At 47.5% G+C, this 15,082-nt stretch carries 16 protein-coding genes; 11 read left to right on the top strand and 5 right to left on the bottom strand.

Annotated features, from left to right (window positions below):
• Positions 1 to 15: 15 nt before the first annotated feature.
• From H3L97_RS05645 to H3L97_RS05635, 3 genes are all read right to left on the bottom strand, one after another.
• Entirely contained in the window at positions 16 to 312 is a 297-nt protein-coding gene (locus H3L97_RS05645; protein ID WP_097114095.1) for a type II toxin-antitoxin system YafQ family toxin, read from the bottom strand.
• Positions 309 to 596 carry a type II toxin-antitoxin system RelB/DinJ family antitoxin gene (locus H3L97_RS05640; protein ID WP_224446381.1) on the bottom strand — a complete coding sequence of 96 codons (288 nt, stop codon included), beginning with the start codon at positions 594 to 596 and terminating at the stop codon, positions 309 to 311. Before H3L97_RS05640 ends, H3L97_RS05645 begins: the two co-directional genes overlap by 4 nt.
• A 93-nt stretch (positions 597 to 689) precedes the next feature.
• Positions 690 to 1,643, bottom strand: coding sequence for an EamA family transporter (locus tag H3L97_RS05635; protein ID WP_224446382.1), 954 nt, complete (start codon positions 1,641 to 1,643; stop codon positions 690 to 692).
• Positions 1,644 to 1,737: 94 nt separating this feature from the next.
• On the opposite strand from H3L97_RS05635, the gene H3L97_RS05630 reads away from it, so the two are divergent.
• The 11 genes from H3L97_RS05630 to pdxH all read left to right on the top strand — a co-directional run bounded on the left by H3L97_RS05630 (position 1,738) and on the right by pdxH (position 11,006).
• Positions 1,738 to 2,205, top strand: coding sequence for an Lrp/AsnC family transcriptional regulator (locus H3L97_RS05630; protein WP_097114195.1), 468 nt, complete (start codon positions 1,738 to 1,740; stop codon positions 2,203 to 2,205).
• 259 nt (positions 2,206 to 2,464) lie between these two features.
• Positions 2,465 to 3,172: a ribonuclease III gene (gene rnc, locus H3L97_RS05625; RefSeq protein WP_097114098.1), complete on the top strand. Its 708-nt coding sequence runs from the start codon at positions 2,465 to 2,467 to the stop codon at positions 3,170 to 3,172.
• Between the two features lie 22 nt (positions 3,173 to 3,194).
• The gene (locus H3L97_RS05620) at positions 3,195 to 3,599 is read left to right on the top strand and encodes a hypothetical protein (RefSeq protein WP_097114099.1); all 405 of its coding nucleotides are present in this window, start codon (positions 3,195 to 3,197) and stop codon (positions 3,597 to 3,599) included.
• A 246-nt stretch (positions 3,600 to 3,845) separates the two neighbouring features.
• Positions 3,846 to 5,741: a 1-deoxy-D-xylulose-5-phosphate synthase gene (dxs, locus tag H3L97_RS05615; protein ID WP_097114100.1), complete on the top strand. Its 1,896-nt coding sequence runs from the start codon at positions 3,846 to 3,848 to the stop codon at positions 5,739 to 5,741.
• Between the two features lie 226 nt (positions 5,742 to 5,967).
• Positions 5,968 to 6,786, top strand: a complete 819-nt coding sequence (locus H3L97_RS05610) for a hypothetical protein (protein ID WP_143269126.1) — start codon at positions 5,968 to 5,970, stop codon at positions 6,784 to 6,786.
• 38 nt (positions 6,787 to 6,824) lie between these two features.
• On the top strand, positions 6,825 to 7,751 hold the full coding sequence (era, locus tag H3L97_RS05605; protein WP_097114102.1) for a GTPase Era: 927 nt from the start codon (positions 6,825 to 6,827) through the stop codon (positions 7,749 to 7,751).
• An 86-nt stretch (positions 7,752 to 7,837) separates the two neighbouring features.
• Positions 7,838 to 8,473 (top strand): uracil phosphoribosyltransferase, encoded by a 636-nt coding sequence (upp, locus tag H3L97_RS05600; RefSeq protein ID WP_097114103.1) that lies wholly within the window; start codon positions 7,838 to 7,840, stop codon positions 8,471 to 8,473.
• A gap of 41 nt (positions 8,474 to 8,514) precedes the next feature.
• Positions 8,515 to 9,030 (top strand): hypothetical protein, encoded by a 516-nt coding sequence (locus H3L97_RS05595; protein WP_097114104.1) that lies wholly within the window; start codon positions 8,515 to 8,517, stop codon positions 9,028 to 9,030.
• Positions 9,031 to 9,047: 17 nt separating this feature from the next.
• Entirely contained in the window at positions 9,048 to 9,359 is a 312-nt protein-coding gene (locus tag H3L97_RS05590; RefSeq protein WP_097114105.1) for a DUF2322 family protein, read from the top strand.
• Between the two features lie 34 nt (positions 9,360 to 9,393).
• Positions 9,394 to 10,374, top strand: coding sequence for a glutathione synthase (gene gshB / locus H3L97_RS05585; RefSeq protein WP_097114106.1), 981 nt, complete (start codon positions 9,394 to 9,396; stop codon positions 10,372 to 10,374).
• On the top strand, positions 10,374 to 11,006 hold the full coding sequence (gene pdxH, locus H3L97_RS05580; RefSeq protein WP_097114107.1) for a pyridoxamine 5'-phosphate oxidase: 633 nt from the start codon (positions 10,374 to 10,376) through the stop codon (positions 11,004 to 11,006). Before gshB ends, pdxH begins: the two co-directional genes overlap by 1 nt.
• Before the next feature lie 290 nt (positions 11,007 to 11,296).
• Here the strand turns inward: pdxH and H3L97_RS05575 are convergent, their stop codons facing one another.
• Together H3L97_RS05575 and H3L97_RS05570 are read right to left on the bottom strand one after the other, a co-directional pair.
• Positions 11,297 to 12,442, bottom strand: a complete 1,146-nt coding sequence (locus H3L97_RS05575) for a 5-methyltetrahydropteroyltriglutamate--homocysteine S-methyltransferase (protein ID WP_097114108.1) — start codon at positions 12,440 to 12,442, stop codon at positions 11,297 to 11,299.
• 117 nt (positions 12,443 to 12,559) lie between these two features.
• Complete coding sequence (locus tag H3L97_RS05570) at positions 12,560 to 15,061, bottom strand: fimbria/pilus outer membrane usher protein (RefSeq protein WP_097114109.1); 2,502 nt, start codon at positions 15,059 to 15,061, stop codon at positions 12,560 to 12,562.
• Between the last annotated feature and the right edge of the window lie 21 nt (positions 15,062 to 15,082).

Here is a 15,082-nt window from a genome sequence, read left to right as displayed (position 1 = left end):
GTTTATCATTCAACATCATTTGCGATTGGCATTGCCAAATACTTCCGAATGCGTGTCCAAATAATGCAATTCCAGCGTATTGTCATCATCGGAAATTTTGTAAAGCAAAACCAAATCATTTTTCACATGACAATCACGAAAACCTTTCAGGCTGCCTGTTAAAGCATGGTCGCGGTATTTTTCGGGCAATGGGGTGCGATTAACCAAACAGCCAATCACTTCGCCCCATTCCGCACTAATCAGATGTTCAAAATGCTTTTTGGCATTGCGTTTAAACGAGTTGAAAATCTCAATTTCGCGTGGCGCATTCATTGGGACAAATCCGTCATCATGTCATCAAAATTGGCATATTTACTTGATTTTCCTTGTGATTGCTCCAACTGATTTTGTTCAATGATTTGCAAAACTTTTGCCGTTGGTTGCGGCTCTGTCGCGTGATAATCAAACGACAATGGCACTTTGCGCGTTGCCACCACTTGATTGAAAAACAATTTAATCGCTTGTGTTGGCGAAAGCCCGTAACTTGCCAAAATTTGCGTGGCTTCGGCGCGTAAATCATCGTCAATGCGAACATTAAAATTGCTGCTTGTCATCATTTACCCCTTATTTGCATATTGATTGCATGGTCATTGTAATGAATTTTGTCTTTTTTTGGAAGAAATTTACCGTTTTACCCCAAACCTGAAAACCTATTTCGCCAACACCGTTTGTGCCTGAATTTGCCGTTCACGCCGCATTTTCAGGCAGCCGTCCAAAATGCTCAATGCCAACGCCAACACAATCAAACCGTAAGTCGGCAGCGATTTTGCCGACACTTCCGCCCCCAAAATCAGCCACGCCACGCCAAACAGCAACACAGGTTCCAAATAACTCAAAATGCTGAACAATGGCACAGGCAAATCCCGATTCGCTTGCAAATTCAAACCCAATGCCACCGCGCTGGTCAAACCCAACATCGGCACCAACACAAAATATTTTGCCGACCAATTCGCCACTTGCCCAAATCCGCCCGTCCACCACAAATATGCCACTGCGCAGGGCGCAATCAAGGTCAAATCAATCAGCAAACCCGTGAGCGCAGGCACATTCGCATGGCGGCGCAACAAATAATATGGCGGATAACCCAAACACACCGCCCACATGCTCCACGCCACCGCACGGGTTTGCCACAATTCATGCGCCACCGCACAGGCTGCCAACGCCAACGCACCCATCTGCCAATGATTCAATTTTGTTTTAAAACAAAGCCTTCCCCCCAAAGCCAACACCAAAGGAAACAGAAAATACCCCATTGCCGTGTCCACCCCCATACCATTCACAGGCGCATACATAAACAGCCACAACTGAAACGCAAACAAAGGCGTAGGCAACACCACCAACAGCCATTTTTTCGGTTGCCCACGCAGGCTCAACAGAAATTTGCCCACTTCGCGCCCACCGCCCAGCACCCACACCAGCAAACACAAACCAAACCACATGGTTATCATGCGCCACGCAAACACATCGGTGCCTGTCATCGGTTTGAGCCAGCCACTGTATAAATACAAAACGGCAAACAAAATATTGGAAGCAATCGCGGCAATCATGCCTTTTTGTAGGGAAGTGTTCATGGTTTCAGGCTGCCTGAAAAAGAAAATCGCCATTTTAAAATGTTCTCGTGATAAACTTTTGCTGATTTTGCCCCAAAATGAAATTTTTTTTCTAAAAACAGCTTTTTTTGAACGCCATTATCAAAACATGAACCCACACCCATTAGACAAACTTGACCGCCAAATCTTGAACCTGTTGCAAGACGATGCCACCACCCCCTTGGCAGAAATTGCCGAAAAAGTGCATTCATCGCCCGCCACCTGCCAGCGCAGAATCCGCCAAATGCAAGACAATGGCGTGATTTTAAAACAAGTGGTGTTGGTCAATCCGCTTGCGGTGGGGCGCAGTTTGAGCGTGTTTGTGGCGGTGGAAGTGGAAAGCCAAAACCCCATGTTGCTGGACAAATTCGTTCGCAGTTTGGATAGGGAAAATGATGTGGTCAGTTGCTATGAAATTTCGGGCGAATACGATTATTTGCTGCTGGTTCATGCCGAAAATATGGCGAATTATCATCAATTTACGCGCCGCATTTTGACTTCCGATAACAACGTTCGCGCCTTCAAAAGCCAATTTGTGATGGATTTCAATAAAGTGGAAACAAAAATCACATTGTGAATGGGCTTTCAGGCAGCCTTTCAGTACACGACAAAAATCTTTCAGGCTGTCTACAACCTGTCCCCTCCCCTGCTGGCGGGGGAGGGTTAGGGTGGGGGTGGCTTTTTGCGTTTCTAACCCCCACCCCAGCCCTCCCCCTTACATAGGGGGAGGGGTCAGGTTTGTGGCAATATCAAAAAATGTCGTGTACTGTAAGGCAGCCTGAAACACCATTTTTCATTATAATTCATTTATTTTTATCCAAATCCAACCCACCATTATGTCGCTCAATCAACAACACATCAACGCACGCCGCCGCTTGCAAAATCAGCTTAATCATCGGTTTAGCAATCCCGATTTGCTCAAACAGGCACTCACCCACCGCAGCCACAGCCCACAAAACTACGAACGCCTTGAATTCATTGGCGACAGCATTTTGGATTACGTCATCGCCAAAATGCTCTACGAAACCTTTCCCAAGCTGCCCGAAGGTCGCTTATCGCCCCTACGCGCCCAGCTTGTGAAAGAAAGCACCTTGGCAGAAATCGCCCGTCAATTAAACATTGGCGATGCCCTGCTTTTGGGCGTGGGCGAACTCAAAAGTGGCGGACACGACCGCGCCTCCATTTTGGCAGATGCGCTGGAAGCCATTTTTGCCGCCATCAGTTTAGATGCCGATTTCATGACCGCCGAAAAAATCATTCGCCAACTTTTTTCCGAAAAAATCAACCAACTTGACACCAACACCAGCGCAAAAGACCCCAAAACCCAACTGCAAGAATGGCTACAAGCACAAAAATGGGCATTGCCCAAATACCGCATTGAACAACAAACAGGCGAAGGCAACGATGCGCGTTTTGACGTATCGTGCGATTTGGGCGAATTGGGCTACATCAGCCATGCCACCGCCTCCAGCCGCCGCGCCGCCGAACAAGAATGCGCCCAACAAGCCTTGCAATGGCTCAAAAATCGCTTTCCAAACAAATGATGGCTGCCTGAAAGGATAAATCATGAATCCCATGTTGATAATGGGCGCATTATTGGGCGCAGGCATAGCCGTGATGTTGATGTGGCTGGGTGTGAAAACGGCTGTGGTGCGCTATCCTGTGTTGATTGTGCCTGTACCCCATCATGCGCCAACCGATTTTCTGTTTCGTGCGTGGTGCGATGCCAACCGCTTTACACGGCAAGACAATGGCATTTATCGCCAAAATGGGGCATTCAGCACCAGCGAAATCGGTTTTAAAAACAATGCCATGTACATTCAAGAATGCCTGCATTTGGGCATTTTTGAAGTGCGCTTTGCCCTGAATGCGCCCATTATGCTCGGCAAACCCATGCGCCGCCACAAAATCAAACAATTAAATAAATTATTGAAACATTGGGATATTGCACCGATTGAATTTGAAAAATAAGAACCTGTGTTCGTAAGATTGATGGCTTGATTTTCTTGTCCATTCTTACGAATACAAGGCGGCTATTGAGATTATGAACACAGGTTCTAACGTTCAGCTTTAATGTATTTGGCTGACTTTTTGAAAAAGCCCATCTCCAAAGGCAAAATCCCTTTTTTGTGTGAAGGCTGCCTGAAACATTTCCCAAAATGTTCAGCCAAAAGGCTATAATTCCGCCCATTATCCATTAAAAAACCCATTGAATTTATGAACACGCCATTACTTGACACCATTGATACGCCGCACGATTTGCGCCAACTGTCTGCCGAACAACTGCCCCAACTCGCCAGCGAATTGCGCGAATTTTTGTTGGACAGCGTTTCCAAATCAGGCGGACACTTTGCCAGCAATTTGGGCGTGATTGAATTGACCATCGCCTTGCACCACGTTTACAACACCCCCGAAGACCATTTGGTTTGGGACGTGGGACACCAATCCTATCCCCACAAAATTTTGACAGGGCGCAAAAACCGCATGGACACCATACGCCAATACGGTGGCTTGGCAGGCTTTCCCAAACGCAGCGAAAGCGAATACGATGATTTTGGCGTGGGGCATTCGTCCACGTCCATTGGCGCGGCTTTGGGCATGGCGGTGGCAGACAAACTTTCAGGCAGCCCTGCACGCAGCGTGGCAATCATTGGCGATGGCGCAATGACGGCAGGTCAAGCCTTTGAAGCCTTAAATTGCGCTGGCGATATGGACGTGAATTTATTGGTGATTTTGAACGACAATGAAATGTCCATTTCGCCCAATGTGGGGGCTTTGCCCAAATATTTGGCGCGAAACGTGATGCGCGATTGGCACGGCGTGTTGCACGAATTGAAACAGCAATCCAATAAAGTGTTGGACAAACTGCCCGCACCTGTCAAAGAACCCGTTAAAGAAATCGCCGAAAAAGCCGAACACAAATTCAAAGCCATCGCCAGCGAAAGTGAACACATCAAACAATCGTTGTCGCTGTTTGAAAATTTTGGTTTTGAATACACGGGCGCGATTGATGGACACAATCTGCCCCAACTGATTGATGTATTAAAAGATTTACGCCAACGCAAAGGTCCTCAACTGCTGCACATCATCACAAAAAAAGGTCAGGGCTACAAATTGGCGGAAAACGACCCCGTGAAATACCACGCCATTGGCAAAACCCCTGTTTCAGGCAGCCTGAAAGACGAAACCGCCAAACCCAAACCCACCTACACCCAAATTTTCGGACAATGGCTGTGCGACCAAGCCGCCGCCGATGAACGGCTCATCGCCATCACACCTGCCATGCGCGAAGGCAGTGGCTTGGTGGAATTTGAACAGCAATTTCCCACACGCTATTTTGACGTGGGCATTGCCGAGCAACACGCGGTTACTTTTGCCGCAGGCTTGGCGTGTCGCGGTGCCAAACCTGTGGTGGCGATTTACTCCACCTTTTTGCAACGCGGCTACGACCAGCTTTTGCACGATGTGGCATTGCAAAATTTGCCCGTGATGTTTGCCATAGACCGCGCAGGTATTGTGGGCGCAGATGGTCCCACCCACGCAGGGGCGTACGATTTGAGCTTTTTGCGTTGCGTACCCAATATGGTCATTGCCACGCCCAGCGATGAAAATGAATGTCGCCTTTTATTATCAACGTGTTATCAGCTCAATCAACCGAGTGCGGTGCGTTATCCGCGCGGTTCGGGTTGCGGAGCGGCGGTTTCAGGCAGCCTGAACACTGTGGAAGTGGGCAAAGGCATTATCCGCAAACAAGGCGAAAAAATCGCCATCATCGCCTTTGGCAGCATGGTACAGCCGAGCTTGGCGGTGGCGGAAAAATTGAACGCCAGCGTTGCCGATATGCGTTTTGTGAAACCTTTGGACGTTGATTTGATTGTGAAATTGGCAAAATCACACGATTACATCGTTTGCGTGGAAGAAAACGCCCAAATGGGCGGTGCAGGCAGCGCGGTTTTGGAAACCATGGCGCAACACGGCTGCCTGAAACCGACTTTGCTGTGTGGCATTCCCGACATCGTTACCGAGCATGGCGACCCAAATATTTTGTTGCGCAATATGGATTTGGAGGAAGAAACTTTGTTGGCAAAAATCCAAGCCTTTGTACAGCAATGATTTTTCAGGCTGCGTTTTTTGGTCAAGAGTGCTGTGGATATTTTGAGTAAAAATAATCAAAGATTTTTTGAAACAAGGTTCAGGTTGCTTTCTCCAAACAAAAACCAAAATTGGGTAGGCAATCTGAAATATTACAATTATGAAAAATATTTTAAAAAACAGCATATTGGTTTCATTTATTGCTTTCACAATGAGTGGGTGCTTTTTGTTCCCTTTTGGAGACCGTGTGGCAAAACGTTATGATTTCTATCATGTTTTGCCTGATGATACGCCCATTTTTGGCATTGTCGCCCCCAAAGGCAGCAAATTGCACTATGTCCAATTCAGCTCAACAGGGCAAAAACCGCAAGCACTGTCATTGTCCCAAGCCTTGAATTTAAAGCACAATATCAGCAAAATTGAATTTGCCCAAGCCCAAAAATGGGGCGATTTCATGATTGATGAAATCGGTATGGGCGACACAAATTTGAGTGTGATTGTGCAGCCGATTGATTTAAAAAGCCCAATTAAAACAGATTGGTATGAATGTGCCTTAAACAGCAAAATTCATTTCACGCCCCCAAATTGGCAGCCTGAAAAAAATTGGCAAGCGCAAAACAAACACTTGTCAGGCTGTGAAATGGCGAATCAGGTGCGTGTTTTTGTGGGCGGAAAACCGTTTGTTTTCAATGAAGTCCATTTATTCAAATTGCCGCCCAGTTATCCTGCTGTTCCCAATCAAGAAGACAGAATCATATGGCGTGCATTTTTACCAAAACATGAAAATTCACTTTTTAAATTCAAAGCGTTATTTTTTGACGATGCGCAAAATTTGACCCGATTTTACGGTACAATCCAAAACCCTGCACGTTTGAAACATGATTTGCATGGCGAATGTGATTACGCCGCAAATGAATATGTTGATGTGAGCATTAACCAGCAAAATCAAAGTTTTTGGGCTTGGACGCGCTGGGACGGTCGCCCCAAAGAATGCGCTGACGTTACATTAGATGAAATGCCTGTTCTTGCGATATTTGAACAATCTGTTTCAGGCAGCCTGAAATGAAATCCAGCACAGCTAAAAATCAATTTTGAAAGAAAAACATGGACATAGAAACCTTTTTGGCACAAGAACAAAATGCCGCAAACGGCTATCGTTGCGGTTTTATTGCGATAGTGGGTCGCCCCAACGTGGGCAAATCCACGCTGATGAACCATTTAATCGGGCAAAAAATCAGCATTACCAGCAAAAAAGCCCAAACCACACGCCACAAAGTAACAGGCATTTACACCGATGACACCGCCCAATTCGTGTTTGTGGACACCCCTGGTTTCCAAACCGACCACCGCAACGCCTTGAACGACCGCCTGAATTTGAACGTAACCGAAGCCATGAGCGGCGTGGACGTGATTGCATTCGTGATTGAAGCCATGCGTTTTACCGAAGCCGACCGCACCGTGTTGAAACAGTTACCCAAAAACACGCCAGTCGTGTTGGTTGTGAACAAAATTGACAAAGACAAAGCCAAAGACAAATTCGCACTCAACCAATTTATTGATGAAGTGAAACAAGAATTTGATTTCATTGCCAGCGAAGTGGTCAGCGCGAAACACGGTTTACGCATTGCCAATTTGCTTGCCACGCTCAAACCCATGTTGCCTGAAAGCATTCCCCTTTACCCCGAAGACATGATTACCGACAAATCCAGCCGTTTTTTGGCAATGGAAATTGTGCGCGAAAAACTGTTTCGCTACTTGGGCGAAGAATTGCCCTACGCCATGAACGTGGAAGTGGAACAATTCAAACAAGAAAACGGCATGAACCACATCTACATCGCCGTGCTGGTGGACAAAGAAAACCAAAAACCCATCGTCATCGGCAAAGGCGGCGAAAAGCTGAAAAAAATCTCCACCGAAGCGCGTTTGGACATGGAAAAATTGTTTGATTGCAAAGTGTATTTAAAAGTGTGGGTAAAAGTGAAATCGGGCTGGGCAGACGATGTGCGCTTTTTGAATGAATTGGGCTTGTAAATGTTATAATTCGGCAACTTTTGGCGTGTTCAGGCAGCCTGAAACACCCCAACTCCCATCAATATATCAAAAAACGGAACGAAAACATGAACATTCAAATCATCACACACCCTTTGGTTCGCCACAAATTGAGTTTAATGCGCGAAGCCGATTGCAGCACAGGCAAGTTTCGCACTTTAACCAAAGAATTGTCGCGCTTGATGGCGTATGAAGCCACGCGCGATTTTGAAATTGAGCCACACGAAATTGACGGCTGGGACGGCAGCAAAATCCAAGGCGAACGCATTAAAGGCAAAACGCTTACCATTGTGCCGATTTTACGCGCAGGCTTGGGTATGCTAGATGGCGTGTTGGATTTGATTCCCACCGCCAAAATCAGCGTGGTGGGCTTGCAGCGCGATGAGGAAACCTTGCAGCCTGTCCCCTATTTTGAAAAATTGGTGGACAATATGGACTTGCGCCCCGCCTTGATTATTGACCCCATGTTGGCAACGGGCGGCTCTATGGTTGCCACCATTGACATGCTCAAACAAAAAGGTTGCCGCAACATCAAGGCTTTGGTGCTGGTTGCCGCGCCCGAAGGCGTGAAATTGGTCAATGAAGCCCACCCCGATGTAACCATCTACACCGCCGCTTTGGACAGCCATTTGAATGAAAATGGCTACATCATTCCTGGTTTGGGCGATGCGGGCGACAAAATTTTTGGCACAAAACATGCTTAATTTGTTCAGGCAGCCTTCATTTTGACATCAGGAAAAATCCCATGTTTGCCAAAATCTTCCGTTTTGAAAAAGCATTAAATCAAGCAGCCAACGACTCGGACGATGATGAAAACATCATCTTGCCCGATGGTTGCATGAAATACCATTTTAGCGCATTCAATGAGCGCGATTTGGTAAACAGGGAGCTGTACACGCAGGCTGAATTGACCGAATTTGTGCATGAACACGCTTTGGTGAGCGTGAATTTGGGCAAATATGCCGATAAAGTTTTTCAACTGATTGAATCTCATCATCATTTGAATCAGTTGATTTTGCAAGCCGATTATGAACACCCTTTGCGTCAAGCCCAGCAAATTCAATTAGGCGGCTTGTACAACAAAGCGGCGGTGCGTACGGTATTGGCGGCATTGCGACAAAGCGATTTTGCCGCCATCATCGCGCATTTTACCGACAATGAAATTTTAAGCGATGAATTGATGATGATATTCAATGGCATAAAAGCCGTTTTTGAATTTGCCGAATGTGAAAACAAAGTTGTGATTGCGTATTTGGCTTAAACATAAAGGATAAGAAAATGAATTTTAAAGACAATTTGGCAAGCATGCCCAGCATTGACCATGTGAAAGGTTTGGACGTTTGCGATGAAAATGGCAATGTGATTCATCACATTCCTGCCGTAGAAGGCAAACTGGGCAGCCTGAAACTGTATCACGCTTTGGCACAACAATTTAACGGCACGCTCCATACCCAAGCTGCCGAACAGGGCTTAACGTGGTTTGCCGAACACGTTGAAGACGCGCTGCACAATCCCAACAAACACCCCAATGTGGATTTGCTCTTGCGCGTGAAAAACGACAATTTGGTTTACCAACTAAATGTTTTGTAACATATTGTTTCAGGCAGCCTGAACGGAAATCATCATGAAAATATTGTTTATCGCCGACCCCTTGCACACATTCAAAACCCACAAAGACACCACCTACGCCATGATGCGCGAAGCCTCATCACGCGGCATCATGCTGTATCACGCTTTGAGCAGCAATTTGTTTGTTTACAATAATGTGGTATCGGCAAGGGTCTCGCCCTTCAAATTCATCGGTGCGAAAAACGATGGCGACAAGCATTGGTTTCACGCTGGGCAATGTGTGCCAGCCGCGCTCAATCGCTTTGATGCCGTGATTATGCGCACCGACCCGCCTTTTGATATGCAATATTTGTATGCCACCCACTTGCTTTCATTAGCACAACAGCAAGGCGCAAAAGTGTTCAATAGCGGACAAGCCATGCGCGAATTGAATGAAAAATTGGCGATTTTTCAATTTTCTGAATGGACTGCCCCCACTTTGGTCAGCACCCGCGCCAGCGACATCAAAGATTTTTTAGCCAAACACCAAGACATCATCATCAAACCTTTGGACGGCATGGGCGGCATGGGCATTTTCAGGCTGCGCGAAAAAGACCCCAATATCAACAGCATATTGGAAACGCTGATGAACCGCGACACGCGCACCATTATGGCGCAACGCTACCTGCCTGAAATCGTATTGGGCGACAAACGCATTTTGGTGATTAATGGCGAAGTTGTCCCCTATGCTTTGGCGCGGATTCCGCAAGATGGCGAAACACGCGGCAATTTGGCAGCAGGCGGTCAAGGCGTGGTGCAAGAATTGAGCAAACGCGACCGCGAAATTGCCGAAAGCCTTGCCCCCCAACTGAAAGAAAAAGGCGTGCTGCTGGCAGGTTTGGACGTGATTGGCGATTATTTGACCGAAGTGAACGTAACCAGCCCCACAGGTTTTCAAGAAATCATGAAACAGAAATTTTATGATGTCGCTGCCATGTTTATGGACGCGGTGGAAAAAGAAAGCTACGAATTGTACAAACTCTCGGAGCGCAACTGATGGATTTGCACGCCATTCGCCAAGAATATTGCCAAAAAGAATTGTCGGAACACGATTGCCTGCCTGAACCTTTGGCGCAATTTCAGCTTTGGCTCAACGAAGCCATGTCTGCCCAAGTGCATGAACCCACCGCCATGAATGTCGCCACCGTGGGCGAAGACGGTAAACCGCAAGCGCGTATGGTTTTGCTGAAAGAAGTAAACGAGCAAGGTTTTGTTTTCTTTACCAATTATCACAGCCGCAAGGGGCAAGCGATTGCCGCCAATCCTTTTGTGGCATTGACATTTTTTTGGGCAGAATTGGAACGGCAAGTGCGCGTGGAAGGACGCATTTTCAGGCTGCCTGAAAACGAATCCGATGATTATTTTGCCAGTCGCCCCTACACCAGCCGTTTGGGGGCTTGGGCGAGCGAACAAAGTCAAGTCATTGAAAACAAAAACGTGTTAATCGCCAGAGCCGCGATGTTTGGTGCGAAACACCCGCTTAAAGTGCCGCGTCCGCCACATTGGGGTGGTTATGTGATTGCGCCCGAGCGCGTGGAATTTTGGCAAGGTCGCCCCAGCCGCTTGCACGACCGCATTGTGTATCGCCAAAACGAAAATGTCTGGCTAAAAGAACGACTTGCACCATAATGGGGTTAATTCATTTACTTGTTGCACCCTATATGGTGTTCCATTTTGGATTTGATTTGCCATACAACCCCATGGCACAAAATCAGGCTGCCTGAAACAAGACGTTTTCAGGCAGCCTGAAACCTTTGCAAAACTCGGTTTGTAGGGGCAGATTTCATATCTGCCCCGTTTAGGTTCGCAGAAATTTTCATTCTTATCAATAAATTGAAAAAAGGGCGGATATAAAATCCGCCCCTACGTCAGTTTAAAAGTAGGTTTTGCAAAGGTTTCAGCCTGATTTCCATCACCGATTATTGCCCCCAAACTTCTTCCACAATTTCACGAATGAAGTTCAGTTTTTGCCATTGTTCTTCTTCGCTCAACACATTGCCTTCTTCGGTGGAGGCGAAACCGCATTGCGGGCTTAAACACAGTTGGTTGATGTCCACAAATTGCGCGGCTTCTTGAATGCGGGCGATGATGGCTTGCTTGTCTTCCAATTCGCCCGATTTGGACGTTACCAATCCCAAGACAACCTGTTGATTTTTAATGAAACGCAAGGGTTTGAAATCGCCTGCGCGGTCGCTGTCGTATTCCAAATAAAAGCCATCTACGTTGCAGCCGCCAAACAAAATTTCCGCAATCGGCTCATAACCGCCCGATGAAAACCACGTTGAACGGAAATTGCCACGGCAAATGTGCATGGTGATTGCCATGTCTTGCGGTGCGGCGGCGCGAATGTCGTTGAGCATTTGCACATAGCGTTTTGCCACCGCGTCCACGTCCACACCTTGTGATGCGTACAGGGCGCGTTTTTCTTCGGAACAAAATTCGCCCCAAGATGTGTCGTCCAACTGCAAATTGCGGCAACCCAAATCGTAAAATGCGTGTACCGCTTCAATGTAAGTGGCGGTAATATCGGCAAATAATTGTTCTTGATTGTTGGCATAAATTTCAGGCAGCTTGGGCTGTGCCGTGCGCACGCAAGTAATCAAATGCAACATGCTGGGCGATGGAATCGTGAATTTCACAGGATAGCCAGCCGCTTCTTCGTGCAAACGTTTGTAGTGGTCTAAAAAGGGGTGAACGTGTGCCCATTGAATTTTATCAATGATTTCAAGGGTTACAGGGCGGTGCATGTGGGCTTTGAAATGGGTGCTGTATGTTTCGGTGTCGCGCAATTCCACACCCACCAGCTCAAACAGAAAATCCAAATGCCACCAAGTGCGGCGAAATTCGCCATCGGTTACGGCTGGCAAACCGACTTGTTTTTGCTGTTCAATCAGTTTGGCGATTTCTTGGTCTTCCACTTGGTGTAATTGTGCGGGGCTGCATTCGCCGCAAACGCATTGTTTACGCGCCAATTTGACCGCTTCGGGACGCAAAAAACTACCCACAATATCAAAACGATAGGGGGCGCGGTCGCGCAATGTGGCATGGGGAAACAGTTGAGACATGGTTTATCCTTTCGTTTTTAAAGTGGGTATTTTAACCGATTTGTCCACAAGCGCAAAAAAGCTGCCTGAAAAACATAAACCTTTTTCAGGCAGCTTTTTGCGATACGCCACAATTTTTTATTTTTCAATCATTTGGCACGATAGGGTTGTGGGCTGGCTCAAATCGCTTTGCTTATCGTGAATGCGATAATCGGCGCGACATTGTTGCGTGTTGCCCCAAATGACTTTCAGGCTGCCTGAATTGGCAATGCCGCGCGTCATCAACACACCGCCTTGTCCAATCAAGCCGACAAATTGCCCTTTTTCATCAAACACTTCTGCGGCAATCGGCGGTAAAGTTTGCCCATCTGCCAACACCACGCGGAAAGTGTGCAATGCCCCTGCGGTGGTGTCAAATTCCACCAAATTCACGCTGTGGGCGCGTGGCACAAGGTCTTTGCCTGTGGCGGCGACTTCCACTTCATCGGGCAGATTGTCGGTGTTGATACCAATGTGGTTCACGCGATAGGGCGTGATGTATGGCACAATGCCGTTGCCAAATCTGTCCAATTTGCCGTTGAGCAAACCGCGTATGCCTGCACCTGTGGCGTGTTTGGCGTGTATCACGGCAAAGGTTTCGCCCAATTCGCGGCTCAATGTGATACCGCGTGGGTGCGCCACCACCGCGCCCGATACGCCAAAGCCCCATTGATTGCCATTGCTGTAACGGCTGGTATTCACATTGAGTGCAAAGGGGCTGGCGCGATAAGCCAATGATGCGGAATAGGTATTTTGCTTATCTGGGTGCGCTCGGCTGCCTGAAAGCCCATAGCTGAATTGGCTTTCATCGCCCAAAGTGCCATTCAACGCCACGCGCGTTAAGCTGTGGTCGCGATTTTTTTGGTAGCCCAAATCAAGCCAATGGCTGTTGCGCCAATGGCTTGGGTTGTCCAAAGGCACAAGCATATTGGCGTAAATTTGATTGTGTTTCACACGCGTTGCCACATCGCGGCTTTGCAAAAAGCCCAAATTGTATGTTAAACGTTTGAAATGGTTGCTGTATCCCACTTGGTATTCGTGTTGGGCTTTGCTGTGTGCGTATTGGCGCGTGCTGGCACCGCTCACATAAATCGCGCCGCCCTTTTCACCCAATTTTTGGTTGAGCGAAATTTGGTAGCGGTGCTTGGGCGCATTGCCATGGATAAAGCTGGCGTTGGGTACATCACGCACCGCGTCCAACAAAGAAAAATGCTTATCCGACAAATATTTTTGCCATTTGGCATACACATAGGTGTGGGTGGTGGCAAAATTTTTGTGATACGACAAACTCAAACTGTTGCTGCGATGGTGTTTGCCCTGTGTTTTCAACTGGGCTGCCTGAAAATCGCCTTCCCACGAACCCAAACGGTTGGAATAAATGCCCCCCAACACGCCTGCGCCATAATCTTTGCTGATGGTTGCGCCCGTTTTTAAAGTAAACGCATTGCCCACACCGTATTGCACAGACGCTTGGGCGATATTGTGGGGATAAATGTGGCTGCCTTCGCGGTAGCGTCCCAGCGTGGCTTCGTAACGCCAATGTTTGGGACGCAACATTTGCGATGAAATGGCGGTTGGCACCACAAATTCACGTTGCGAGCCGTCTGCCTCCAACACTTCAACGTGCAAATCGCTGCCATAGCCAATGGGCGATAAATCATTGATTTCAAATGAACCTGCTGCCACATTGGTTTCGTAAATCACGTTGCCGTTTTGTCGCACCGTAACCCGCGCATTGCTGTTTGCCACGCCGCGTACCACAGGCGCGTAGCCCGTTACCGAATGGGGCAACATGCGCGTATCCGACACCAAGCTGATACCCCGTATGCCAAAATTGCTGTTCACATTGCTGCGCGTGTAAAAATCGCCCAAAATCAAGCGGCTGTGCCAAGTGTCAATGTCGCGCTGCACATAGGTTTCGTTGCTGCGATACGGTCGCGCATTGCCCTTGTTTTCCCAAGAATACGACCCCGAATGACGCAAAGACCACGCGCCCAAATTGCCGCCTGCCTGAATCCCAAAATATGCCGAATGCCTGTTGTCGCTGTCGTTTTGATGATATTGGTATTGATTGAATTGGTATTTCACATAGGCGGCAGGCACGCCACTTTGCCATTGCGATGGGGAAATGTAATCTTTGGGGCGTTGCACCACCAAATTGCTGGGCAAATCAATGCTCAATCGTTGGCTGGACACATCAAATTGGCTTTTGGCATCGGGCAGAATTTGCGTGATGTCGTGGCAAGTGTGGGCTTGCATTTCGTGGGATAAAGCCGATTTTTTCAAATCCAACAACGCAAACAATTCGGGTGTGAAACACAATCCCGACATGGGTTTTTCAGGAATATCGTCAAATTTCAGGCGGAAATTGCCGCGTTTGTTGCCATTGACCCAAATTTCGCTGTCGTATTCGCCCGCCTCAATGGGGTTGCCAAAACGAAAACGTGATACATCAACCGTTTGACCATTGATGGGAACAAGCCAATTACTGTCAAATTCCACCGCTTCGGCTGGGTTTTCAGGCAGCGTTTGGGCAACAAGATTTGCCCACGCCAACAACAATAACGCGCCCCACCCTGTTTTCAAAAACAAATGATTCATGGTTTCGCATTCCTTTTTCAG

Source organism: Alysiella filiformis (assembly GCF_014054525.1).
In the GTDB taxonomy this organism is placed as follows: Bacteria; Pseudomonadota; Gammaproteobacteria; order Burkholderiales; family Neisseriaceae; genus Simonsiella; species Simonsiella filiformis.
This window is presented reverse-complemented; position numbering and strand designations above follow the sequence as displayed.